The sequence below is a fragment of the Arsenicicoccus dermatophilus genome, assembly GCF_046267915.1.
Taxonomy (GTDB): Bacteria; Actinomycetota; Actinomycetes; order Actinomycetales; family Dermatophilaceae; genus Arsenicicoccus; species Arsenicicoccus dermatophilus_A.
In genome coordinates this window covers 2,363,371-2,386,739 of the sequence record NZ_CP176520.1, presented here as the reverse complement: position 1 = coordinate 2,386,739, position 23,369 = coordinate 2,363,371, and the positions used below count along the sequence as shown (strand labels likewise).

18 protein-coding genes and 1 pseudogene are annotated in these 23,369 nt (G+C 72.9%); 10 read left to right on the top strand and 9 right to left on the bottom strand.

The genetic code is table 11. From position 1 onward, the window contains the following. The first annotated feature begins 288 nt into the window (after positions 1 to 288). The 6 genes from tig to ACK2IS_RS11305 all read left to right on the top strand — a co-directional run bounded on the left by tig (position 289) and on the right by ACK2IS_RS11305 (position 7,146). Positions 289 to 1,809 carry a trigger factor gene (gene tig, locus ACK2IS_RS11330; RefSeq protein ID WP_409483434.1) on the top strand — a complete coding sequence of 507 codons (1,521 nt, stop codon included), beginning with the start codon at positions 289 to 291 and terminating at the stop codon, positions 1,807 to 1,809. A gap of 192 nt (positions 1,810 to 2,001) precedes the next feature. After that, positions 2,002 to 2,637 carry an ATP-dependent Clp protease proteolytic subunit gene (locus ACK2IS_RS11325; RefSeq protein ID WP_409483433.1) on the top strand — a complete coding sequence of 212 codons (636 nt, stop codon included), beginning with the start codon at positions 2,002 to 2,004 and terminating at the stop codon, positions 2,635 to 2,637. A gap of 38 nt (positions 2,638 to 2,675) precedes the next feature. Continuing rightward, on the top strand, positions 2,676 to 3,332 hold the full coding sequence (locus tag ACK2IS_RS11320) for an ATP-dependent Clp protease proteolytic subunit (protein ID WP_409483432.1): 657 nt from the start codon (positions 2,676 to 2,678) through the stop codon (positions 3,330 to 3,332). Positions 3,333 to 3,551: 219 nt separating this feature from the next. After that, a complete protein-coding gene (clpX, locus tag ACK2IS_RS11315; protein ID WP_409483431.1) occupies positions 3,552 to 4,829 on the top strand; it encodes an ATP-dependent Clp protease ATP-binding subunit ClpX in 1,278 nt (425 codons plus the stop codon). Between the two features lie 269 nt (positions 4,830 to 5,098). Further along, positions 5,099 to 5,680, top strand: a complete 582-nt coding sequence (locus tag ACK2IS_RS11310; protein WP_409483430.1) for a hypothetical protein — start codon at positions 5,099 to 5,101, stop codon at positions 5,678 to 5,680. After that, positions 5,677 to 7,146 (top strand): acetyl-CoA acetyltransferase, encoded by a 1,470-nt coding sequence (locus tag ACK2IS_RS11305; RefSeq protein ID WP_409483429.1) that lies wholly within the window; start codon positions 5,677 to 5,679, stop codon positions 7,144 to 7,146. Before ACK2IS_RS11310 ends, ACK2IS_RS11305 begins: the two co-directional genes overlap by 4 nt. 72 nt (positions 7,147 to 7,218) lie before the next feature. On the opposite strand, the gene ACK2IS_RS11300 is transcribed toward ACK2IS_RS11305, so the two are convergent. Both ACK2IS_RS11300 and ACK2IS_RS11295 read right to left on the bottom strand, forming a co-directional pair. Then, a complete protein-coding gene (locus ACK2IS_RS11300; protein WP_409483428.1) occupies positions 7,219 to 7,569 on the bottom strand; it encodes a hypothetical protein in 351 nt (116 codons plus the stop codon). 42 nt (positions 7,570 to 7,611) lie between these two features. Then, entirely contained in the window at positions 7,612 to 9,825 is a 2,214-nt protein-coding gene (locus tag ACK2IS_RS11295) for a hypothetical protein (RefSeq protein WP_409485696.1), read from the bottom strand. A gap of 7 nt (positions 9,826 to 9,832) precedes the next feature. Between ACK2IS_RS11295 and ACK2IS_RS11290 the strand changes: the two are divergent. Together ACK2IS_RS11290 and ACK2IS_RS11285 are read left to right on the top strand one after the other, a co-directional pair. Then, positions 9,833 to 9,955: pseudogene (locus ACK2IS_RS11290) on the top strand (aquaporin); the annotation flags it as partial. A gap of 98 nt (positions 9,956 to 10,053) precedes the next feature. Continuing rightward, positions 10,054 to 10,344 (top strand): aquaporin, encoded by a 291-nt coding sequence (locus ACK2IS_RS11285; RefSeq protein WP_409483427.1) that lies wholly within the window; start codon positions 10,054 to 10,056, stop codon positions 10,342 to 10,344. 128 nt (positions 10,345 to 10,472) lie between these two features. Here ACK2IS_RS11285 and ACK2IS_RS11280 read toward each other — a convergent pair whose 3' ends face one another. Both ACK2IS_RS11280 and valS read right to left on the bottom strand, forming a co-directional pair. Beyond that, positions 10,473 to 11,354 carry a dienelactone hydrolase family protein gene (locus ACK2IS_RS11280; protein ID WP_409483426.1) on the bottom strand — a complete coding sequence of 294 codons (882 nt, stop codon included), beginning with the start codon at positions 11,352 to 11,354 and terminating at the stop codon, positions 10,473 to 10,475. A 207-nt stretch (positions 11,355 to 11,561) separates the two neighbouring features. Next, positions 11,562 to 14,195 (bottom strand): valine--tRNA ligase, encoded by a 2,634-nt coding sequence (valS, locus tag ACK2IS_RS11275; RefSeq protein ID WP_409483425.1) that lies wholly within the window; start codon positions 14,193 to 14,195, stop codon positions 11,562 to 11,564. 109 nt (positions 14,196 to 14,304) lie between these two features. Here valS and ACK2IS_RS11270 point away from each other — a divergent pair, with 109 nt between their 5' ends. Continuing rightward, positions 14,305 to 15,171: a lysophospholipid acyltransferase family protein gene (locus ACK2IS_RS11270; RefSeq protein WP_409483424.1), complete on the top strand. Its 867-nt coding sequence runs from the start codon at positions 14,305 to 14,307 to the stop codon at positions 15,169 to 15,171. 64 nt (positions 15,172 to 15,235) lie between these two features. On the opposite strand, the gene ACK2IS_RS11265 is transcribed toward ACK2IS_RS11270, so the two are convergent. From ACK2IS_RS11265 to ACK2IS_RS11255, 3 genes are all read right to left on the bottom strand, one after another. After that, positions 15,236 to 16,207 (bottom strand): bile acid:sodium symporter family protein, encoded by a 972-nt coding sequence (locus tag ACK2IS_RS11265; protein ID WP_409483423.1) that lies wholly within the window; start codon positions 16,205 to 16,207, stop codon positions 15,236 to 15,238. Between the two features lie 68 nt (positions 16,208 to 16,275). Then, on the bottom strand, positions 16,276 to 16,815 hold the full coding sequence (locus ACK2IS_RS11260; RefSeq protein WP_409483422.1) for a DUF4916 domain-containing protein: 540 nt from the start codon (positions 16,813 to 16,815) through the stop codon (positions 16,276 to 16,278). Positions 16,816 to 16,999: 184 nt separating this feature from the next. After that, the gene (locus ACK2IS_RS11255; protein ID WP_409483421.1) at positions 17,000 to 18,379 is read right to left on the bottom strand and encodes an FAD-binding oxidoreductase; all 1,380 of its coding nucleotides are present in this window, start codon (positions 18,377 to 18,379) and stop codon (positions 17,000 to 17,002) included. Positions 18,380 to 18,441: 62 nt separating this feature from the next. Between ACK2IS_RS11255 and ACK2IS_RS11250 the strand changes: the two genes are divergently transcribed. Beyond that, the gene (locus tag ACK2IS_RS11250; RefSeq protein WP_409483420.1) at positions 18,442 to 19,671 is read left to right on the top strand and encodes an acetyl-CoA hydrolase/transferase family protein; all 1,230 of its coding nucleotides are present in this window, start codon (positions 18,442 to 18,444) and stop codon (positions 19,669 to 19,671) included. Positions 19,672 to 19,761: 90 nt separating this feature from the next. Here ACK2IS_RS11250 and ACK2IS_RS11245 read toward each other — a convergent pair whose 3' ends face one another. Together ACK2IS_RS11245 and ACK2IS_RS11240 are read right to left on the bottom strand one after the other, a co-directional pair. Further along, positions 19,762 to 21,567, bottom strand: a complete 1,806-nt coding sequence (locus ACK2IS_RS11245; protein ID WP_409483419.1) for an ATP-binding cassette domain-containing protein — start codon at positions 21,565 to 21,567, stop codon at positions 19,762 to 19,764. Further along, positions 21,560 to 23,332 (bottom strand): ATP-binding cassette domain-containing protein, encoded by a 1,773-nt coding sequence (locus tag ACK2IS_RS11240; protein ID WP_409483418.1) that lies wholly within the window; start codon positions 23,330 to 23,332, stop codon positions 21,560 to 21,562. Before ACK2IS_RS11240 ends, ACK2IS_RS11245 begins: the two co-directional genes overlap by 8 nt. Positions 23,333 to 23,369: the final 37 nt, after the last annotated feature.

Sequence of the window (23,369 nt, the reverse complement as noted above, 5' to 3'; positions counted from 1 at the left end):
CGGTCGTCCGGCATACCCCCTGGTGGTGCCCGTCCCGGGGGCCACCCGTCACGCCACCCACCTCCCCGCTCCCCGCACCGGGCGTCGCAGGCCGGGGCACGGGACGCGGTTAGGGCCCACGCCAGGCCACCCGATAGCATGACCTGAGCCCTGTTCTCACGGGGCGCCTCGTCGATGCCGCCGGCTGCCGACGCACCGTCCGGGTCCCACGGCCCGGGTGACGCGATGGCGTGGCGGTCCGCGCCGGCGGGTCCACAGATTCTCTACTCAGACGTTGGAGCAACCGCAGTGAAGAGTGCCGTCGAGAACCTCAGCCCGACCCGGGTCAAGCTGACCGTCGAGGTCCCCTTCGAGGAGCTCAAGCCGAGCATCGATGCGGCTTACCAGACCATCGGCAACCAGGTCCAGATCCCCGGCTTCCGTCGCGGCAAGGTCCCCGCCCGCCTCATCGACCAGCGCTTCGGCAAGGGCGCGGTGCTGCAGGAGGCCGTCAACGAGGCGCTCCCGAAGTTCTACGGCCAGGCCGTCGAGGAGTCCGGGGTCCGCCCGGTCACCCAGCCCGAGGTCGACGTCACCGCGATCCCGCTGGAGGACGGCCAGCCCCTGGCCTTCAGCGCCGAGATCGACGTGGTCCCCACCATCGAGCTCCCCGACTTCTCCGCCATCACCGTCGACGTGGACGACGTGGTCGTCTCCGACGAGGACGTGGCCGCCAACCTCGAGCAGCTGCGCGAGCGCTTCGGGACCCTCGTGGGCGTCGAGCGGGCCGCCGAGACCGGTGACTTCGTGTCCATCGACCTCACCGCCACCATCGACGGCGAGGAGATCGACTCGGTCTCCGGCATCTCCTACGAGATCGGCTCCGGCAACATGCTCCAGGGCATGGACGAGCAGCTCGTGGGCGCCAGGGCCGACGAGACCAAGACCTTCACCGCCCCTCTCGCCGGCGGCGACAAGGCCGGCCAGGACGCCGAGATCACCCTCAAGGTGCTGTCGGTCAAGGAGCGTCAGCTGCCCGAGCTGGACGACGAGTTCGCCCAGCTGGCGTCCGAGTTCGACACCATGGACGAGCTGCGCGCCGACGTGACCTCCCAGACCGAGCGTGCGAAGAAGTTCGAGCAGGGCGCCCAGGCCCGTGACAAGGTCCTCGCGCACCTGATCGAGACCGTCGACATCCCGCTGCCGGACAGCCTGGTCGCCGAGCAGGTCGCCGCGCACTTCGCCGAGGGCGGCGAGGAGGGCCATGACAACGCGGAGCACCGCGCCGAGGTCGAGGGCAACGTGCGCGAGTCGCTCAAGGCCCAGCTGCTCCTGGACGCCATCGCCGAGGACCGCGAGATCCAGGTCGGCCAGCAGGAGCTCATCGAGTACCTCGTGATGCAGGCCCAGCAGTACGGGATGGACCCCAACCAGTTCGCCCAGATCATGGACGCCAACGGTCAGGTCGGCGCCATGGTCGGCGAGGTCGGCCGCCGCAAGGGCCTGGCCACCGTGCTCGAGGAGATCACGATCAAGGACGCGTCCGGTCGCGTGGTCAACCTGTCCGACCTGGACGTCGAGATCGACGACGAGGCCGACGGGACCGACTCCGAGGACGAGTCCGGCGACCAGGCCAAGGACGAGGACGCCGAGCCGGCCGACAAGGCCGCGAAGAAGGCCGCGGCCGCCAAGGCCGCCGCCACGGACGAGGACGCGGCTCCCGCCCCGGCGGCCGAGACCACGCCCGAGGCCGAGGACGAGGCCGCGGAGGCCCGGCCCGCCAAGAAGGCCACGAAGAAGGCCACGGCCGCCAAGGCAGACGAGGTCTGATCCGCCGCACGCGGCCGAACGCCGCGCGACGTGCTCCGGCCCGTCCGCCCCTGCGGGGGTGGGCGGGCCGCCGCCTTGCGCCCAGGGCGAACACACCCACGGCCGGGAAGGGCAGGTCGGTGCCGGGCGTTACTGTCTCTAGCACGTCCCTGGGCCGCCCACGGCGGCCCGCACCGAAGCGACTAGACAGAGATGAGACCCACGGTGAGCCTGAGCACCCCTGCCACCCCGGTCGCGGCGACCGCACCTGCGGTCGGCCTCGACGACCACATCTACCAGCGGCTCCTGCGCGACCGCATCGTCTTCCTCGGCTCCGACGTGCGCGACGACAACGCCAACGCGATCTGCGCCCAGCTGCTGCTCCTGTCCGCGGAGGACCCGGACAAGGACATCTGGCTCTACATCAACAGCCCTGGCGGCTCGGTGACGGCCGGCATGGCGATCTACGACACCATGCAGTGGATCCCCAACGACGTGTGCACGGTCGCCATGGGCATGGCCGCCTCGATGGGACAGTTCCTGCTCTCCGCGGGCACCCGCGGCAAGCGCTACGCCACCCCGCACGCCCGCATCCTGATGCACCAGCCGCTCGGCGGCATCGGCGGCACGGCGACGGACGTCAAGATCCAGGCCGAGCTGCTCCTGGCGATGAAGAAGGAGATGGCCGAGCTGATCGCCGAGCACACCGGTCAGCCCGTGGACAAGATCACGGCCGACTCCGACCGCGACCGCTGGTTCACCGCCGCCGAGGCCAAGGAGTACGGCTTCGTCGACCACGTCTTCGAGCGCGCGACCCAGACGCCGGGCAGCGGCGGCACGGACGCCTGACCCGCCATACGGCCCCTAGAGACTCCCGGAGAGACCCGATGAACCAGACCCAGCCCATGTATGGCGCCCAGGGCGGCCTCGTCATGCCGACGAGCCGCTACATCCTGCCGCAGTTCGAGGAGCGCACGTCCTACGGGATGAAGCGCACCGACCCCTACACCAAGCTCTTCGAGGACCGGATCATCTTCCTCGGCGTGCAGGTGGACGACGCCTCCGCGGACGACATCATCGCCCAGCTGCTCGTGCTGGAGTCGCAGGACCCGGACCGCGACATCCTGATGTACATCAACTCGCCCGGTGGCTCGTTCACCGCCATGACGGCGATCTACGACACCATGCAGTTCATCCGTCCGGACGTGCAGACCTTCTGCATCGGGCAGGCCGCCTCCGCCGCCGCCGTGCTGCTCGCGGCCGGCGCCCCCGGCAAGCGTTATGCCCTGCCCAACTCGCGCGTGCTGATCCACCAGCCCGCGGTCGAGGGCGGGGGCGGCCAGGCGTCCGACATCGAGATCCAGGCCAACGAGATCTTCCGGATGCGCACCTGGTTGGAGGACACCCTGGCCAGGCACTCGGGGCGCACCCCCGAGCAGGTCCGCGAGGACATCGAGCGCGACAAGATCCTGTCGGCCGAGGCCTCCAAGGACTACGGCCTGATCGACACGGTGGTGGCGAGCCGCAAGGCCTCGGGGCAGTGATCGTCCGGTCGAGGCCCGGCCCCCGAGCGGGTCGGGCCTCGACCGTTCCGTCGCGGCGATTTCGCTGTCGGCTGAACTCGTGCGGCACGCCGGTGAGCGGTCGCACATCCAGGTGTCCTGGACCTTCGGGCCGGGTACCTTCACTGGAGGGAACGGGCGGTTGCCAGCCCGTCGACACGGCAGCGGCCCGCCCGGCCCGCTCGGCACAGGAGGTTGCGGATGGCTCGCATCGGAGACGGTGGGGATCTGCTCAAGTGCTCCTTCTGCGGCAAGTCGCAGAAGCAGGTCAAGAAGCTCATCGCGGGTCCCGGCGTCTACATCTGCGACGAGTGCATCGACCTGTGCAACGAGATCATCGAGGAGGAGCTCTCCGAGGCCCCTGAGACGAGCCTGCACGAGCTGCCCAAGCCGCGGGACATCTTCGCCTTTCTCGAGTCCTACGTCATCGGGCAGGACGGTGCCAAGAAGGCGCTGGCCGTGGCGGTCTACAACCACTACAAGCGCATCAACGCCGGTGCCGCCGGTGGTGCGCCGGGCAAACGGTCCGACGAGCACGTCGACATCGCCAAGTCCAACATCTTGATGATCGGTCCGACCGGCTGCGGCAAGACCTACCTCGCGCAGACCCTCGCCCGGATGCTCAACGTGCCCTTCGCCATCGCGGACGCCACCGCGCTGACCGAGGCGGGGTACGTCGGCGAGGACGTCGAGAACATCCTGCTCAAGCTCATCCAGGCCGCCGACTACGACGTCAAGAAGGCCGAGACGGGCATCATCTACATCGACGAGATCGACAAGATCGCCCGCAAGTCGGAGAACCCCTCGATCACCCGCGACGTGTCCGGCGAGGGCGTCCAGCAGGCGCTGCTCAAGATCCTGGAGGGGACGACGGCGTCGGTGCCCCCGCAGGGCGGACGCAAGCACCCGCACCAGGAGTTCATCCAGATCGACACCACCAACGTGCTGTTCATCGTGGGTGGGGCCTTCGCCGGGCTGGAGCAGATCATCCAGGCACGGGCGGGCAAGCGAGGTCTCGGCTTCGGGTCCGAGCTGGACGTCGCCCGGGAGGCAGGTGCGCCGCGGTTCGCCGAGCTGCAGCCCGACGACCTGATGAAGTTCGGGCTCATCCCCGAGTTCATCGGCCGGCTGCCCGTCGTGGCCACCGTGGACGAGCTCGACCGTGCCGCCCTGGTGCAGATCCTCACCGAGCCGCGCAACGCCCTGGTGAAGCAGTACACCAAGATGTTCGACCTCGACGGGGTCCGGCTGACCTTCACCGAGGACGCGGTCGAGGCCATCGCCGACCGGGCGATCGCCCGTGGCATCGGTGCCCGAGGCCTGCGCGCCATCATGGAGGAGATCCTCCTGCCCGTGATGTTCGACGTGCCGTCCGACGACGCCATCGTCGAGGTGCTGGTGACCGAGGAGACCGTCACCTCGGGCGCCCAGCCCGAGGTGATCCGAGCCAGCGAGGGGCAGACCCGCCGCTCCGCCTGAGTCACCGATCCCGTCGACGGACGCGACGGGCCCGCAGACCATCAGCGGGCTCGTCGCGTCTGCCGGTCTCCCGCCCCTCGTGCTGGGGGGCGTGCGCCCGCGCCCGCCGCCGGGACAGACATGTTCGCTCCGGCGAGACGGACTCATGGCTCGCGGCGACCAGGCGGACCACGCGACGCTTCGCCTCGTCATACGGCCCCCTGGATCGGACCGCCGCCCTCACCACCTCGGGGGTGGCCGCGCCCTCCCCGGCGTGGTGAGGTGGGGGCATGAGTCTCGTGCTGCGCCGGGGCGCCCCGGCCCCCCGGCAGTCCACCCCCACGACCTGCGGGTCCGCCTGCCTGGTCGTGGCCCGGATGCTCGCCGACCCGGAGTACGCCGCGGGGGTGGGCAGCGCGGGCTTCGCGGCCGAGGAGCGCCGGATGCCGCTGTTGACCAACCGGCTCCGGCCGTGGGGGCGGATGCTGCAGCTGCCGTGGCCGCGCTCGCTGGGCACACCGCCGTGGGGGGCCGCGGCGGTGCTCGCCAGGGTGCTCGGGCTCGGGCGGCGCGAGGTGCGGCGGCGGCTGGTGCGGTGGTCCTCCCCGGCGTCGCGGACGGCTCTGCTCGACGGCCTGTCGTCGGGGGTCAGGTCCGGGCGCAGCACGCTGGTGTATGTCGGAAGCCGCTGGCTGCCCCGGCATGTCGTGCTGCTGGTGCCGCCCGCCGACGGGATGGGGGTGGACGTCTACGAGCCCTCGGCCGGTCAGGTGCTGCCCCTGGACACCGACGACTTCCGGCGCGGGCTGACGACGCTCGCCGGATGGACGCGGGTCTGGCTCGTGGTGGCCGCCGCCGAGGACCTGCCGTGAGGCTGGACCCGCGCACCCCCGTCGTCGTCGGGGTGGGGGAGTGCAGCGAGCGCCTCGCCGACCCGGGCTACGCCGCGCTCCCGCCCGCCGAGCTGGCCGCCCGGGCGGTGTCGGCGGCGCTCGTGGACGCCACACCCCGGGTGGGTCTCGGGGCGCTGCGCCGAGTCGTGGACGTGGTCGCGGACATCCCGCAGTTCGCCGTGTCGACACCCGATGCCGTTGCGCCGCTGGGGCATCCGGACAACATGCCCCGAGCCGTCGCCGCCCGGGCCGGGCTGGCGCCGCGGCACGCGATCACCGCCGACGCCGGCGGCCAGGGTCCCCAGCACCTGGTCACCGAGCTGATGGGCATGGTGGCGCGGGGCGAGTGCGACCTGGCGGTGGCGTGCGGCGCGGAGGCCCTGTCGACGACCCGCCACCTGCTGAGTCGGCCGCCGACCGAGCGGCCGTGCTGGTCGGAGTCCGTGGGTGGTCACCGCGAGTGGCGTGGCTACGGCCTCGAGGGGCTCGTCGACTTCGACGACGTGGGGCACATCGACGCGCCCTCGACGTATGCGCTCTTCGAGCGGGCCCGGCAGCGGCGTCTGGAGCGCGAGACCGGGCTCCCCGCAGAGGAGTACGACCAGACGATGGCCGAGCTGTTCGCGCCGTTCTCGCAGGTGGCGGCGACCCACCCGCACTCGGCCCTGCGCGAGTCCTTCACGCCCGCACAGCTGCTCGCGGTCAGCGACCGCAATCGGCTGGTGGCGCAGCCCTATCGCAAGCTCCTGGTCGCCCGGGACCTGGTCAACCAGGGCGCCGCGGTGGTCGTCACCTCCGTGGAGCGGGCGACGAGTCTCGGTGTGCCGCAGGACCGCTGGGTGTCCCTGCACGGTCACTGCGACACCGTCGAGCGACCGCTGCTGGAGCGACCCGACCTGGGGGCCTGTCCCGCCGCCGTCGCGGCGATCGGGTCCGCGCTCGGTCTCGCCGGGGTGGGCCTGGACGAGGTGCGGCACCTGGACCTCTACTCCTGCTTCCCGATCGCGGTGTCCGCTGTGTGCGACGGACTCGGCCTGGCGCCCGACGACCCGCGCGGGCTGACGCTGACCGGGGGACTGCCCTACTTCGGCGGGCCCGGCAACGACTACACCATGCACGCCATCGCCGCGGCCGTGCACCGGCTGCGCGAGACCCCCGGCGAGCTCGCCCTGACCACGGCGAACGGCGGTGTGCTCTCGAAGTACTCGGTCGGCGTGTGGGGCACCGTGCCGCGGCCCTGGCAGCCGGGGGAGTCCGCAGCGGTGCAGGCGGCGCTGGACGCGGCACCACGCGAGCTCCCGCCCACCCCTGCGGGTCCCGAGACGTGGACGATCACCCACGACCGTGACGGCGCGCGGCGGGCCACCGTGGTCGCGCGCGACGAGAAGGGGCGGCGCACGCTGCGGCATACGACGGATCAGGACGAGATCGCCGCTCTGGCCTGACCAGGCACGGTGCGGACCATGGCGTGGTGGGCCGCTCCCGGCCGCCGGGAGCGGCCCGCCACGGCGGAGCGGTCAGGCGCAGGGGTCGTCGGCCTTCTTCTGCTCCTCGGGGAGCGGGCTCTGCCCGGACACCTTCCACTGGCCGCCGACGTTGCGCAGGTCGAACTGCTGGGCGTCCTTGGCGGTGCCCTTCATCACGCAGGCTGCGACGGTGGCCTGGTCGCCCTCCAGACCCACCACCTTCGGCTGGGTGCCCGGAGCCAGACGGATCCCGTTCTTGGCGGCGAAGTCGGTGGCGCCGGCGAGGATCGTCGGCTCCGGCGAGGGGTTGGCGGAGGTCGTGACGGTGCCTGACGTGCCGCCCGAGCAGGCGGAGGCGGTGAGGAGGACGGCGATGGCGATGAGGGGCAGCTGGTTCTTCACGGATCTCTCGATTCGGGTGTGGTCAAGCGATGTCAGGTCGGGTCAGGAGGTCGGTGAGGTCGTGCCCACCCTGGTGGAGTAGCGGTAGATCGCCACCACGTGGACCGCCGGCACCAGGAGGATTCCGGCGAGGAAGGGCCACGGCGCCGCGAGGACGAATCCTGGCTGCGCCGCGAACCAGGCGGCAGGAGCGGCGGCCGACAGCAGGCCCAGCGCGATCGCGCACCCGGTGAGCAGGAGGTTCTCCAGGAGCATGACGCGGCGGATCTGGTGAGAGGTGAGACCGAGGGTGAGGTAGGCGCGCCACGAGGCCGCCCAGGTCTTGACGTTCTCCTGCAGGATGGCGATCGACACGACCAGAGCCAGGCCCATGCCGAAGACGACGCTGAGCAGCACCCGCGGATCCAGCCCTCGGTCCGCTCTGGGCTCGTAGACCTGCAGGTGATCGCGCGAGAGGCCGGCAGCGCGCAGGGCGTCGAACGCGGTCCGCTGGGAACGCTCGTCGGCGGAGAACACGAACATGCGCGGGGGAGCGACCGCGAGGCCGAGTCGAGCCGCGCCCGCGGGGGTCACCGCCAGCCCGAAGAGTCGGTTGGCGTACGCCGCGGTGAACGCCATGGCAGGGATCTGCCGAATCTCTGCGGCCGGCCGCTGCGCCAGGTCCTGAAGCGGGTCCATCAGCGGCAGGCGCAACGCATAGCTGGTCTCGGTGTGGTCCGGCCGGTTCAGACGGACCGGATCGCCGCGCTCGAAGGCTGCTGCGACCGCAGGGGGCAGCGCCTGCCCACCGAGACGCGCGAGGTCTGCCGCCGACGACACGACAGCCACCGGTGTCGGACTCCCGGTGAGATGCGGAACCATGGCCGGGCGACCGTTCGGCAGAACCGCGTCGGACACCGGCACAGCGCGCTGACCCGGAAGGGCTCGCCGAACGGCAGCCAGGGCGCGGGGGTCCGGCGGATCGGATGTCCGGCCTTCCCCGTTGACCACGAGGAGCTGTCCAGGAGGAGCCGGCGGCGCGTAGTTCACCTCGTTGGTCCGAGCGGAGCTCTGCAACAGGATCCCGAGGCCCAGAGGCAGACCCACGGCCAGGGTGAGGATGGCTGTCGCCAGCCCTGCCCGCGCCATACCTGCGGCCAGGTGCACCTTGACCAGGTGCTGGCGCAGGTCGTCCCTGCGGAGCCACCGGGCCGCCAGCGCGACCAGGTCAGGCGCCAGCAGAGCAGCGAGCACGGCCGCGGCGAGCCCCAGGAAACCCTGGGAGAAGACGGCCGACGGCTCCGTGGAGCACACGAGCGCCACCCCCAGGCAGAGCGCGGCACCGGTCCGGCGGGCCAGTGCCGGCCACAGGCGACGCGCCCGCCGCCGTCGCGTGCGCTGACTGTCCGCACGCCACGTGAGGCGCAGCGCCCCGGCGGCCGCTGCCGTCGCGCACGTCGCGGCCAGGACCGTGGGGAGGAGGTCAGCAGCCCGAGGACCGGGCGTCGGCGGCAGCGTGTGCGGGACACGGCCCGCCAAGAGGGCGCGGGCAGGCAGCACGAGGAGCCAGGACAGCGCGGTGCCCATCAGTGCGCTGCCTGCGCAGGCGGCGCCGAGGGTGGCCGAGGCCGACAGCACGAGCGGGCGGCGGGAGAACCCGACGTCGGCGACGGTCCGCAGACCACGACGTGCCGCGCGGGCGGAGCCGATGCCCAGCAGGAGCCCCAGGACGCCCGAGACGCCGAGCACCGGGCCGAGCGCCATGGAGACGTTTCGGTCGGCGATGGCCCGGGTCTCTTTGCCCACCAGCTGGTTCCGGGTCTCGACGTCGGCGGCCAAGCCGGCGGCCGCTGCTTCCCGGAAGGGGGCAGCCACGGCCACGGCGGCGATCTCGGCCATGGCCCGCTCGTCGGGCGGGCCGCTCCCCAGGACGAAGGCATCGGTCTCGACGGGCCTGGCGATCGCCTGTCGTCCGGTGTCGTGGATGACCTTGGCGATGGTCCCGGGTGCCGTCAGGATGGCGCTGCTGCCCGGGTAGAGACGACTCCTGACCACGCCCGTCACCTGCAGGCGGGAGGCGCCGGTGGCCACGGACAGGATGGAAGGGCCACCGAGGTCCCGGTCCAGGCCCTCAGCGAGGGCGACCTGCCCGGGAGCTGTCGGCCAGGTGCCCGTCATCAGCTCGAACTCCGTCGACAGCGCACCTGGTCCCCAAGGCCGTTCCTTCGCGCTGACCGCGTTGGTGGACCCGATCTCGCCGCTGGCCCCCCTCGGCATCGGCGCCATGCTCATGTGCGTGGTCTTCGCCGGCGGCCACGTGTCGGGGGCCCACGTCAACCCGGCGGTCAGCCTCGCCGCCATGGTCCGCGGGCGCCTCACCCCTGCCCTGATGGGGCAGTACTGGCTCGCCCAGCTGGCCGGCGGCCTCCTCGGTGCCCTGGTGGCGACCTTCGTGACCCACCGCACCGGCGCTGCGGCCCCCTGGACCTGGTCGCCGCGGCGACCGTGGAGCTCCTGTTCACCTTCGCGCTGTGCGGGCTCGTACTCGGCGTCGCCACCAGCCGCAACCACCCCGGAAACCACTTCTACGGCGTGGCCATCGGTTTCACCGTCCTCGCCGGCGCGGTCTCGGTGGGGTCCGTCTCCGGGGCGGCGTTCAACCCGGCCGTCGCGGTCGCGCTGGTGCTGATGGGCTTGCTGGGGGTCGTCCCGGCTGCCGTCTTCGTGGTGGTCCAGCTGCTGGCGGCCGTGGCCGCGGCCCTTGCCTTCCGCACCGTCCACCGCGGCGACCGCTGAGCCGGGCGTCTCGCGCTCTCGACGGGGCGCAGGGTCGGTCCTGCGCCCCGCACGGTCGGAGCCTGGCTGTCGACCACGACAGCCAGGCTCCGACCTGCACCCGGGGGGACGGCGGGGGAGCCGATCCGTCAGCGGCCGGGGCAGATCGTGGACTTCATGGCGGAGTAGGCCTTGGGGTCCTTCGTCGCGCTGCACAGCAGGTCGGCGTAGCGGGTGTCGTCGTCGACATACCGCTTGAACCAGGCCGTGGTCATCTCGGCGAGCCGGGCGTCGGGCTTGAGGGGCAGCAGGTGCTGGGCGCCGGTCAGCTCGACCCAGGCACGCTGGTCGGCCTTGGTCAGCGAGGCGTACATGGGGATCGAGTGCATGGAGTTGGGGGCCGTGGTGTCCTTCTGAGCGGCGAGCACCAGCGACGGGGACGTCGTGGCCGGGAACGACCGGATGCTGTCCCACGGGAAGACGTTGACGACCGCCTTGAGGTCAGGCCGCGACTCGCCCACCCGCAAGGACCCGCCCCCGCCCATGGAGTAGCCCCACACACCGAGGCGGGTACGGTCCAGGACGCCCTCGGCCAGGGGGGTGTCCTTGAGCCAGGCCAGACCGCCCTGGAGCGCCTCGGCCCGGCGGGGGGTGCCGTCCAGGGTGCCCTTGGCGTCGATCAGCAGGACCACGAAGCCCTGGGACGCCAGGCGCGGTGCCAGCCAGGCCACGGTGCTGCGCGTGCCGCTCCAGCCCGGGATGAGCACGACCCCGCCGAAGGTCCCCTGCGAGGTGTCCTTGGGCAGGAAGAGGTCACCGCCGCCGAAACGGGGGGTGGACGCTGCCGGGATGACGGTCTTGGAGATCTCGAAGGGGCCGTCCACCTGGGCGGAGGTCGCCGTGGGGGCGGGGCCGCGCTGGTAGGGGTGGGCGTCGTCGGCGACGGCGGCGCCGGGGGCGGCCGTCCCGACCGTGGCGGCGAGGATCGCCGCCGTCACGAAGGTCGCGGATCGGCGTGCGGTGATGGTCATGAGGGCCTCCCAAGAGATGTGCTGCCACCTTCCCGGCAGGCGGCAGCGAGCTGATGTCACGCCGGGTCGGGCCCGACCCCCGGGACGGCACGGCGATGCTACTCGCCCGTTACGGTGCCTCGTCCAGGCCGGCACGACGCCCAGCCGGACCGGTGGAGAGCGGCCACCGCCGGTGCGGTCGCCGCCCTCCACCGAGGCGCCCGGTCGTCAGGCCCTGGGCTTCTTCTCCGCCGGGATCAGCTCGACGTCGCCGACCGTGAGGGTCTCGCCCTCGGCGAGCGTCATACCGCTGATGTTGCCCGTGGCGCGCAGGTCGGCTTCGGCCAGACGGAGCTGGGCGACCTGGTCGGCCGGCGCGGTGAGCGTCATCGCCGTGATCTGCGAGCGCATGCCGACCTTGGCCTCGGACTTGGCCTTGCGCACCCCGATCAGCGCCGCCGACACCGTGGTCAGCAGGCTCGCGTCCCCAGCGGCCGCGACGCCGCTGAGCTCCTCCTGGGTGGGCCAGGGCTGCCGGTGGACCGTGCCCTCGCGGAACCAGCTCCACACCTCCTCGGTGGCATAGACCAGGACGGGCGCGAACAGGCGCAGCAGCACGTCGAGGGCGATCCGCAGCGCCGCACGCGCGGACGCGGCGCCGACCTCGCCGCGGCCGCCGTGGGCCCGGTCCTTGACCAGCTCGATGTAGTCGTCGCAGAAGGTCCAGAAGAAGGTCTCGGTCACCTCGAGCGCCCGGGTGTAGTCCATCGACTCGTAGGCCCCCGTGGCCGTCCGGACCACGTCGGCGAGCGCGGCCAGCATGGCCTGGTCCAGCGGCTCGGTGACCTGCTCGTCGAGCACACCGTCGACCTCGCCGAAGGACAGCGCGAACCTGCTGGCGTTGAGCAGCTTGATCGCCAGGCGGCGGCCGACCTTCATCTGCGCCTCGTCGAGGGCGGTGTCGGTGCCCAGGCGGGCGGCCCCGGCCCAGTAGCGGATCGCGTCGGTGCCGTGCTGGCGGAGCATGTCGACGGGCGTGCTGGCGTTGCCCTTGGACTTGCTCATCTTCTTGCGGTCGGGGTCCAGGATCCAGCCGTTGACGGTGGCGTCGGTCCACGGCAGCGAGCCGTGCTCCAGGTGGGCGCGGACCATGGTCGCGAACAGCCAGGTGCGGATGATGTCGTGGCCCTGCGGGCGCATGTCGAAGGGGAAGAGCTTGGCGAACAGCTCGGGGTCGGAGCCCTGCCCGCCGGCGCGCCAGCCCGCCGCGATCTGCGGGGTCAGCGAGGACGTCGCCCAGGTGTCCATGACGTCGGTGTCGCCCACGAAGCCGCCGGCCTGGCCGCGCTGGGACTCGGCATACCCCGGGGCCGGCTCGGACGCGGGGTCGACGGGCAGCTGGTCCTCGGCCGGCACGATCCGCTCGTCCCAGAGCACCTCGCCGTGCTCGTCCACGCGATACCACACCGGGATCGGCACGCCGAAGAAGCGCTGGCGGGAGACCAGCCAGTCGCCGTTGAGCCCGCCGACCCAGTTGTCGTAGCGGGAGCGCATGTAGGCCGGGTGGAAGTCCAGCTCGCGGCCGCGGGCGCGCATCGCCTCGCGCAGGTCCTCGTCGCGCCCGCCGTTGCGGATGTACCACTGCCGGGAGGTGACGATCTCCAGCGGCTTGTCGCCCTTCTCGAAGAAGTTGGCCTTGCGCTGGGTCTTCCTGGGCTCGCCGTCCAGGTCCCCGGACTCGCGCAGCGCGGCCACGACGGCCTCGCGCGCCGAGTGGGTGGTCCTGGTGGCCATCTCGGCATACACCGCCCGGCCGCCCTCGGAGGTCAGCCAGTCGGGCGTCTCGGCCTGGATCCGCCCGTTGCGGGTGATGATCGAGCGCATCGGCAGCTGCAGCTCGCGCCACCACTGCACGTCGGTGAGGTCGCCGAAGGTGCAGCACATGGCGATGCCGGCGCCCTTGTCCATCTCGGCGGCGGCGTGCGCGAGCACGGGCACCTCGACGTCGAACAGCGGCGAGCGCACCGTGCTGCCGAACAGCCCCTGGTAGCGCTCGTCGTCGGGGTGGGCGATGAGGGCGACGCACGCGGGGAGCAGCTCGGGGCGGGTGGTCTCGATGAAGACCGGCTCGCCGTCCGCGGCGTGGAAGGACACCCGGTGGTAGGCGCCCGGGTAGTCGCGCGCCTCGAGCTCGGCCTGCGCCACCGCCGACTGGAAGGTCACGTCCCACAGGCCCGGCGCCTCGGCCTGGTAGGCCTCACCCCGCTCCAGGTTGCGCAGGAAGGCCTGCTGGGCGGTGGCCCGCGAGTGGGTGTCGATGGTGCGGTACTGCACGTCCCAGTCCAGGCTCAGGCCCAGCATCCGGAAGGTGTCCTCGAAGGTCTTCTCGTCCTCGACGGTCAGTACGTCGCACAGCTCGATGAAGTTCCGGCGGCTGATGGGCACCTGGTCGGCGGCCTTGACCGACCTGCCCTCCGCGCCCTGCAGCGGCGGCCGGAAGTCCGGGTCGTAGGGCAGCGTCGCGTCGCCGCGGACGCCGTAGTAGTTCTGCACGCGCCGCTCGGTGGGCAGGCCGTTGTCGTCCCAGCCGATCGGGTAGAACACCTCGTGCCCGGTCATGCGCTTGTAGCGCGCGAGGCAGTCGGCCTGGGTGTAGCCGAAGACGTGACCGATGTGCAGCGAGCCGGACGCGGTGGGGGGTGGGGTGTCGATCGCCCAGACCTGCTCCCGGGGCAGCTCCATCGCGCGCGCCCGGTCGAAGCGGTAGGTGCCCTGGTCGCCCCATACGGCCGCCCACTTGTCCTCCAGACCGTCGAGGGACGGCTTGTCGGGGACGCGGGAGCTGGGCAGGTCGGTGGTCATGCGCGCGATTGTCCCATCCGGGCGCCGCGGCGGGCGAATCCTCGGGTGGGTGTGGGCGGGGCTCCTCGGGTGGGTGTGGGCGGGGCGACCCGTGGGTAGGCTGCGAACCATGGCGAGTGTGTGGGAGATGCTGCAGAGGGACCCGGTCTACACCCCCGTGATCGGGGCGGTGCGTGCCCTCTTCAAGGCGCAGGGGACGAGGTTCAAGATCACCGGGGCGCACCACGTCCCGCGGCAGGGGTCGGCGGTGATGATGATCAACCACACCGGCTACTTCGACTTCATGTATGCTGGCTACGCGGCGCTGCCCGCCGGCCGTCTGGTGCGGTTCATGGCCAAGGAGAGCATCTTCGGCAACGCGGTGGCGGGGCCGCTCATGCGCGGCATGCGGCACATCTCGGTGGACCGCTCCGCGGGGGCCGGGGCCTATGCCGACGCCCTGCGCGCGCTGCGGGCCGGCGAGATCATCGGCATCTTCCCCGAGGCGACGATCTCGATGTCCTTCGAGCCCAAGGCCTTCAAGTCGGGCGCGGTGCGCATGGCCCAGGAGACGGGCGCGCCGATCCTGCCCGTCGCGATCTGGGGCTCGCAGCGCGTGTGGACCAAGGCCCTGCCGAGGCGGCTGGGTCGCCACCACGTCCCGGTGGGCATCACGGTGGGCCCGCCCGTGCACGTCGGCCCGCAGGACGACGTGGTCGAGGTGACCGCGCGGATCCGCGAGACGATGATCGCCATGCTGCACGAGCTGCAGGAGGCCTACCCGGCCTGGCCGGACGAGGAGCGGCGGCTGCTGCCGCGGCGGCTCGGCGGCACGGCACCCTCCCCTGAGGAGGCCGCGCGCCTGGAGGCCGAGCTGCGGGCCAAGGGCGTCGTGACGACGGACCCGGTGGCCGTCGACCCGGTGCCGGGCGCACCCGCGGTGGGCGACCCGCGCGGCACCAGGCCCGCCGGCACCGGCGGCCGCCACCGCTCCTGAGGGCTCGTCCGGGTGGTCGCCGCGCGAGCGACCACCCGGGCCCGGCGTGACCTGTCGGACCGGCTCAGTCCGCCTGGCCCGGCGCGGTCGCGTAGCGCGCCGCGAGCGCCGAGCACCACATGAGCTGTGCCTGATGGAAGACCATGAGCGGCAGCACCATCAGGCCCACCGGCTGACCGGCGAAGAGCACGAGCGCCATCGGCAGGCCGGACGCCAGCGACTTCTTGGTGCCGCAGAACTGGATCGCGATCTGGTCTCCGCGGTCGAAGCCCAGCCGCTCGGCCACCCACCGGGTCAGCCAGAGCATGCACGCCAGGATCGCCAGGCAGATCACGAGCACGCCCAGCAGCGCCGGCCCGGTCACCCGGGACCAGATGCCCTCGCGCATCCCCGCGGAGAAGGCCGAGTAGACCACCAGCACGATCGATCCGCGGTCGACGAGCTTGAGCGGGGCGGCGTGGGCCGTGACCCAGGGCCGGATCCACCGGCCCGCGACCTGACCGAGGACGAAGGGCAGGAGCAGCTGGACGCCGATGTCCCCGAAGGCCTTCGGCGAGACGGAGACCGTGCCGGTCGTGGTCATCAGGGCCATGACGAGCAGGGGCGTGAGCACCACGCCGAGGAGGTTGGACGCCGAGGCGCTGACGATGGCCCCGGCGACGTTGCCGCGGGCCACCGAGGTGAAGGCGATGGACGACTGCACGGTCGACGGCACCAGCGTGACGTAGAGCAGACCCGCCGCCAGCGGGTCCCCCAGCAGCGGCCGCAGCACCGGCGTCAGCGCGATCCCGAGCAGCGGGAAGGCCGCGAAGGTGAACCCGAGGATCACCGCGTGCAGGCGCCAGTGCCGCAGCCCCGCGAGCGCCTCCTGCGGGGACAGCCGGGCGCCGTACAGGAAGAACAGCGCGAAGATCGCGACCGCGACCACGGTGTCGAGGACCGGGACCGCGCCGCCGCGGGCCGGCAGGACGCTCGCCACGAGGGCGGCGACGACGATCGCGAGCAGGAAGGGGTCGGGGCGGAGCTTGGCGAGCACCCCTCAGTCTCCCCCCGGTCGGCCGGCCGGCCCAAGCAGGCCCGGGCCGGCGGTCGCCGGCGCGCCGCTCAGACGGCGAAGCCCAGGTGGGCGAGCGCCTGGCGCAGCAGGGTGCCGTGGCCGCGCCCCATCTCCTCGGCGACCCCTCGGCTGCGCGCCTCGTCGGGGGTGAGCCAGGCCAGGTCGAGCGCGTCCTGGGAGGGCGTGCAGTCCCCGGCGACCGGCACGACGTAGCCGAGCGCGACCGCGTGCTGGCGTGGGTCGTGAAAGGGGGTCACCCCCGGGGTGGGGAAGTACTCCGACACCGTGAACGGCTGCGGGGACAAGGGGATCCGGGGCATCGCCAGCGGACCGAGGTCCTTCTCGACGTGGCGCAGCAGGGCGTCCCGCAGCCGCTCGTGGTAGAGCACCCGGCCGCTCACCAGCTCGCGGGCGACCGTGCCGTCGCCGCTGACCCGCAGCAGCGTGCCCAGGTGGGTGACCTCACCCCGGTCGTCGACCCGCACCGGCACCACGTCGACGTAGAGGATCGGCAGGCGTTCCCGAGCCTGCTCCAGGCTCTCGTGGCTGAGCCAGGCGGCGGAGGGGTCGACGTCCGTCGGGTTCATGGGCTCATTGCACCACGCGGCGGGGCGTGTCGCCGGGTGAGCCGCGCGGGTCCCGACTCTCGTCCGGCCCCGGGGTGCATGCCGGCCTCCGGCGCCGGGCTCCGGTCTGGCGACCGGGCCGGCCCCCGCTCGGTCGGCCCCCGCTCGGTCGGCTCGCACTCGGGTCGGCCCAGGGGCGCCCTGATCAGGCGGTCGGCCAGAGGACCCGTCCGGGGTTCATGATCCCGAGCGGGTCGAAGAAGTGCTTGAGCCCGCGCTGCCGCTCGATCTCCGCCGCGCCGAGCTCGGTGGCGAGCCAGTCGCTCTTGAGGATCCCCACCCCGTGCTCACCGGTGATGGTGCCGCCGAGCTCCAGGGTGACCGCCACCAGCGCGGTGATGGCGTCGTGCGCCCGCCGGGTCTGGTCCGGGTCGGCCGGGTCGAAGTAGACCGTCGGGTGCATGTTGCCGTCGCCGCCGTGCCCGGCCGTGACGATCCGGGTGCCGTGCTGCTCGCCGATCTCGTAGCCGCGCTCGATGAACTCCGCCAGCGCCTGCACCGGCACGCACATGTCCTCGGTGAGGTTGTGCCCGAGCCGGTCCAGGGCGTGCGAGATCGCCCGGCGCCCGGCCATCAGGGTGTGCGACGCCTCGGGCGTGGTCGCCACCTCGACCGTCGCCGCCCCCGCCGCCGAGCACACCTCGGCGTAGCGGGCGACGTCCTCGGCGGTGTGCCCCGGACGGTCGGACTGCACGAGCAGGGCGGCCTGCACCCCTTGCGGGTAGCCGTAGTCGCCATACGCCTGGACGGCCGCCACGGTGGGCCCGTCCATCAGCTCGAGCAGGCTGGGGCGGTGGCGCTCGCGACGCAGGGCGACGATGGCGTCGCAGCCCGCCCGCAGCGTGGGGAAGGTCGCGAGGACGGTCGCCGGCTGTTCGGGCCGGGGCCCCAGGCTCGCCCAGACGCGGGTCACGACGCCGAGCTGGCCCTCCGAGCCCACGAACAGGCCGGCGAGGTCGAGCCCGGCGACGCCCTTGGCGGTGCGGTGCCCGGTGCGCATGACCTCGCCCCCGGGCAGCACGACCTCCAGGGCCCGGACCGACGCCGCGGTGTCGCCGTACTTCAGGCAGCACAGGCCGCCCGCGTTGGTCGCGACGTTGCCGCCCACCGTGGAGATGGCCACGGACGCCGGGTCGGGTCCGTAGTGCAGGCCGGCGTCGCTCGCCGCGGACTTGAGCTCGGAGGTGATGACGCCCGCCTGGACCACCGCCAGGGCCTCGATCGGGTCCACGTCCTCGATGGCGTTCATCGCCTCGAGGTTGAGCGCGATCCCGCCCTCCAGGGGGACCGCGCCCCCGGCGAGGCCGGTGCGCGCGCCCTGCGGGACGACCGGCAGCCGCTCGGCCGCGGCCCACTCCAGCGCCGCCACCACGTCGTCCAGGTCCCGGGCCCGGACCAGCGTGAAGTCCTCCGGCGCCGGGATGCCGAGCGCGGCGTCCTGGGCGTGCCGGGCGAGCTCGGCGGGATCGCGCGTGCACGCGGCGGCGAGCGCCTCGGGCGGGGTGGGGTCTGACCATTGGCTCATGGAGAAAGCCTAGTCAGGGGGCGGTTCCGGCGCGCGGGAAGGCGTCGGGCAAGGTATGTGCCATGAACATCGTCACGAGCGAGCAGATGAAGACCCTGCTGGCCCAGGCCCCTGCCAACCCCCGCGTCGTCGCGACCGGCAACCACGTCCCGCCGTGGGCGCTGCTCAAGGTCATCGACGAGGCGCTGCCGGAGTACCGCCTCAACATGCTCAACGCGCCGGCGGGCATCTCGACCCGCGAGGGCGTGAGCCACGAGTCCTGCTTCGTCGGCGTCGGCATGCGCAAGCTGCCGACCCTGCACTACACCCCGGCACGACTGTCCCTGGTGCCCGCGCTCTTCCGCTCGACGATGGCCCCCGACATCACCGCCGTCCACGTCTCCGAGCCGATCAACGGCAAGGTCTCCCTCGGTGTGGAGATCAACGTCATGGTCGCCGCCATCGAGGCGGTCAAGGAGCGCGGCGGACTGCTCGTCGCCCAGGTCAACAAGCACATGCCCTACACCTACGGCGACGGCGAGTTCCCGGTCGAGATCTTCGACGCCTTCCTCGAGGCCGACGAGTCGATCGCCTCCGAGCACGGCCCGGCCGCCCCGGACGCCGCCACGGCCCACATCGGCGAGCTCGTCGCCGGCCGCGTCGGCAACGGTGCCACCCTCCAGCTCGGCATCGGCGCCGTCCCCGACGCGACGCTGCCCGGTCTGGCCCGACGGCACGACCTCGGCATCTGGACCGAGATGTTCTCCGACGGCGTGCTCACCCTGGACCGCGCGGGCGCCCTGGACGACACCCGCCCGATCGTCGCGTCCTTCGCCTTCGGCTCCCAGGAGCTCTATGACTGGTGCCACCTGAACTCGCGCGTCATCATGCGCCGCACCGAGATCACCAACGACCCCGGTCAGATCGCCAAGCAGCCGCAGATGACCTCCATCAACACCGCGCTGCAGGTCGACCTGCTCTCCCAGGCCAACGCCTCGCGGATCAAGGCGCGCATCCACTCCGGCTTCGGCGGGCAGACCGACTTCATCGTCGGCGCCCTGCACTCGCGCGGCGGGCAGGCCATGATGGCGCTGCGCTCCTGGCACCCCAAGGCCAATGTCTCCACCATCGTGCCGATGCTCACCGAGCCGACCACGTCCTTCCAGCACTCCGCCGTGATCACCGAGCACGGCGTCGCCGAGGTCTTCGGCCACGAGGAGAAGGTCCAGGCGCGCAACATCATCGAGAACGCCGCGCACCCCGACGTGCGCGAGTCGCTGTGGGAGGGCGCGCGCGAGCTCGGCCTGGCCTGAGCCGATCGTCGCCCCCACGAGGGGAAGGCCCGGTGCACGACATGTCATCGTCGCGCACCCGGCCTTCCCCTCACGCCGTATGGCGACCGCTCAGCGCCCCTCCGGCGGGCTGCCGGCGGCGAAGCCGCGGGCCTGGGTCGTGAACATCGCGGCGTAGCGGGCAGGTTGCCGCATGAGCTCCGCGTGCGTCCCGCACTCGACGAGCCGACCCTCGTCCAGGACCACCACGAGGTCCGCCGCCGCAGCCGTGCCGAGCCGGTGGGTCACGACGACGGTGATGCCGCCGTCCCGGGCGCGCGTGCGGGCGGTGTCGAGGTAGGCCGCCAGCAACCGATCCTCCACGTGCGGGTCGAGCGCGGAGGTCGGCTCGTCGAGGACGGTCAGCGACGAGTGGGGGCGCATCATCCCGCGGGCGGTGGCGAGGCGCTGCCACTGCCCGCCGGAGAGACCGACGCCCTCGGGCCAGCGACTGCCGAGCTGGGTGTCGAGCCCGGCCGGCAGCCTCTCGATCACCTCGTGGGCGTGGGCGCGGTCGAGCGCGCCCCGGACGGCCTCCTCACGGTCGGGGGCCCGGAGGTCCCCGGCGGCGACGGCCTCCCGGGCGGTGAGCTCGGGCCGCGCGTGCTGCTGGACGACGACGGTGCAGCGGGCGTGCCAGGCCGTCAACGGGAGCGCGGCGAGGGGAACGCCGTCCATGGCGACCTGCCCCTCCGTCGGGGTGAGCAGCCCCAGGATCACCTGGGCCAGGGTGCTCTTGCCGGCGCCGTTCCTGCCGACCAGCGCGACGACGCTGCCGGGTGGGATGGTCAGGCTGACCTCCGCGAGGGCGTCCGTCTGGGCGCCGGGATAACGCACCCGGACCCGGTCGAGGGTGAGCCCCCGGGTGCGGTCGCCGGGCGGGACGTCGCTCGTGTCGCGCCTCGAGCTCTCCTGGTCGGCCGCGGCGAGCACGGCGCGCAGATGGCCGACCGTCCGCCCCACCGTTGCCAGCTCGCGCAGCCCGGCCTGGATCCCCCGGAAGGTGCCGTGGGTGGTGGTCGCGGTGGACACGGCGACCGTGGCGGCATACAGGGTGACGTGTCCCCGGGACAGGTCGGTCATGATCCACGCGAGGACGCCCAGCGCGACCGCCGCATAGACCGCGGACGAGGCGATCATCACCAGGCCGGCCGTGACGTCGCGGTGAAGCCGCGGACGTTGCCACTGCCGGGTCCGCTCCAGGATCGCCTCGGTGAGGAAGGCCTGCCCGCCCACGACGCGCAGCTCGGCCCCGGGGCCTGGCTCGGCCAGGAGGGACAGCAGGTATTCCGCGCAGGCTCCTGGGGGAGCGCTCGCCTGCTCGGCCCGCTCGTCCATCCGCACCACGGCACCGGTCAGGGTGACCTGGAGCGCCGACACGAGGAGCAGCAGGCCGAGGCGCAGGTCGGCCGTCAGGGCCACCGTGGCGACGGCGACTGGCGAGACGATGGCCAGCACGGAGTGCAGGCTGCTGTTCACCGCGCCACCGAGGACTCCTTTCTGCTCGTGCAGGAGGCGGATGGCGTGGGTGACTCGTCCGTCCTGGTAGAGGTCCAGCGTGGGCGTGTCCGCGACGGCCCGGGTGGCTCTGGCGAGCAGCTCGTCCCCGACCGCGTCGACGAGGGCGATCCGGGCGCTGATGCCTGCCATCTGGACGGCCAGCGGAGCGGCCCCCAGGAGCACGATCAGGGCGGCGGCCAGCGCGACCTGGCCGCCGTGGCGTGCCGCGAGGCCCGCGACCAGCAGGCCGAGCAGCATCGGCATGGCCGCCTGGGCCAGGCTCAGCAGGGACTGGACGACCACGACCATCAGCGCTCGCGGAGAGACCCGCCACGAGACGGCGACGAGGAAGGTCAGGGCACGCAGGGACTCACGCACGGGACACCTCCGTCGTCCGGTCCTGGGAGGCATAGCGGGCGGCCTGGGTGCGGAACATCTCGGCATAGCGACCGCCCTCGGCCAGCAGCTCGTGCGGGTGGCCGTCCTCCACGATCCTCCCGTGCTCCAGGACCAGCACCCGATCCATCTGGTGCACCGCTGCCATCCGGTGGGACACCAGGACGATCGTGGCGGCTCCGGCTTCCTGGAGCACCGTGGCGAAGACGCCGAGCTCGGCGTGGGCGTCCAAGGCGGACGTCGGCTCGTCCAGGAGCAGGACCTGCGCCCCGCGACGCACCCGCAGGAGCGCCCGCGCCAGGGCGAGCCGCTGCCACTGTCCTCCGGAGAGGTCGACCCCCTCCGCCTCGCCCGGCTCCAGGACGGTGTCCAGGCCTCGGGGGAGACCGGCGACGTGCGCGTCGAGCCCCACGCCGCGGAGCACGTCCCGCAGCTGGGAGTCCTCGGCGGCGAGGCCGAGCGTGAGGTTCTCCCGGACCGTGAGGCGATAGCGTGGCGGGTCCTGCCAGACGGCGGCGACCAGGTCGGTGCCCGGTGCCGGGGGCAGGCCCACGATCTGCCCCGTCGAGGGGCGGCGCAGCCCGGCGACGAGCGAGAGCGCGGTGGACTTGCCCGCGCCGTTGGCGCCGACGAGGGCGACGCGCTGCCCGGGCGGGAGCAGCACGGTGACGTGGTCCAGGGCTGGCGCCGAGGCGCCGGGGTAGGTGTAGGTCACGTCGACCAGTCGCACTCCCTCACCCCGGGGCACGGGCCGGTCCGCGGCGCTGCGCGGTCGATCGGCGACGACCGGCCGGTCTCCGGCCAGCACCTGGGGGAGGCGCTGCGCCTCGGCCACCACCGCCGCGGCCTTGCGCACGAAGTACTCAGGATCCCCCTGCGGGCCGAGGCTGGCGGCGATGCCGACCAGCGCGAGGGTGACCGTGACGACGTCACCGGGCGGTATGCCGCCGCTCAGCCCGTCCAGGACCAGGGCCCGCACCCCGAGGCCCATCACCACGAGCGAGAGGAGGAAGGCCCGTCCCAGGGGCCTCATCGACCTCGCCCGCGCCGAGGCCGAGGACTCCCGCGCTCGCCGCCGCAGGGCGCGAGCCGACTCGTCCAGCCACCCGCTCCAACCGAAGACGCGCACCTCAGGTGCGCTCAGGGGGTCGACCGCCAGCCGGGTCAGGTAGTGCGCGCGGTCCTCGTCGCCGTGACCCTCGTCCTGCCAGCCGCCCAGGACGGAGGTGACGAAGGGCCGGCTCGCCCGGCCGAGCCACCACGCGCAGATCGCGACCGACGTCGCCACCAGCAGGTTCCACCGGGCCGCGACCACGAAGAACGCGATGCCGGCCAGCCGGGCGCCCAGCAGGGACCGCAGCATGTCGACGGACTCACGGACCACCCAGCTGTCGACGTCGCGGACCGTCGAGCGCAGCCGACGCATGGCCACCTCGTCGTCGAGGTGGTCCAGCGTCGGCGCCGACAGCGAGCCGACGGCGACGTCCCGCCGCAGGGCCAGCAGGAGACCGCCCTCGGCCATGGTCGTCAGCACCCGGGAGAGCTGCTGCAGGGCCGGCAGCGCCAGCACGGTCGCCCCGAGCAGGAGCAACGGGGCGCCCCAGCCGCCGCCGGAGGACAGGGCCCCGACCAGGGACCCGGCGAGGACCGCCTGCCAGGCGGCCGTCGCCGACCGCGCGGTCTCGGTGAGGACCAGCCCGACCGTGGGCCCAGGTGCCGCCCGGAGCAGCCGTACGGTCAGGGCCATCGCGCCAGGGGGTACGGCGGTCCGACGGCGCCGGACC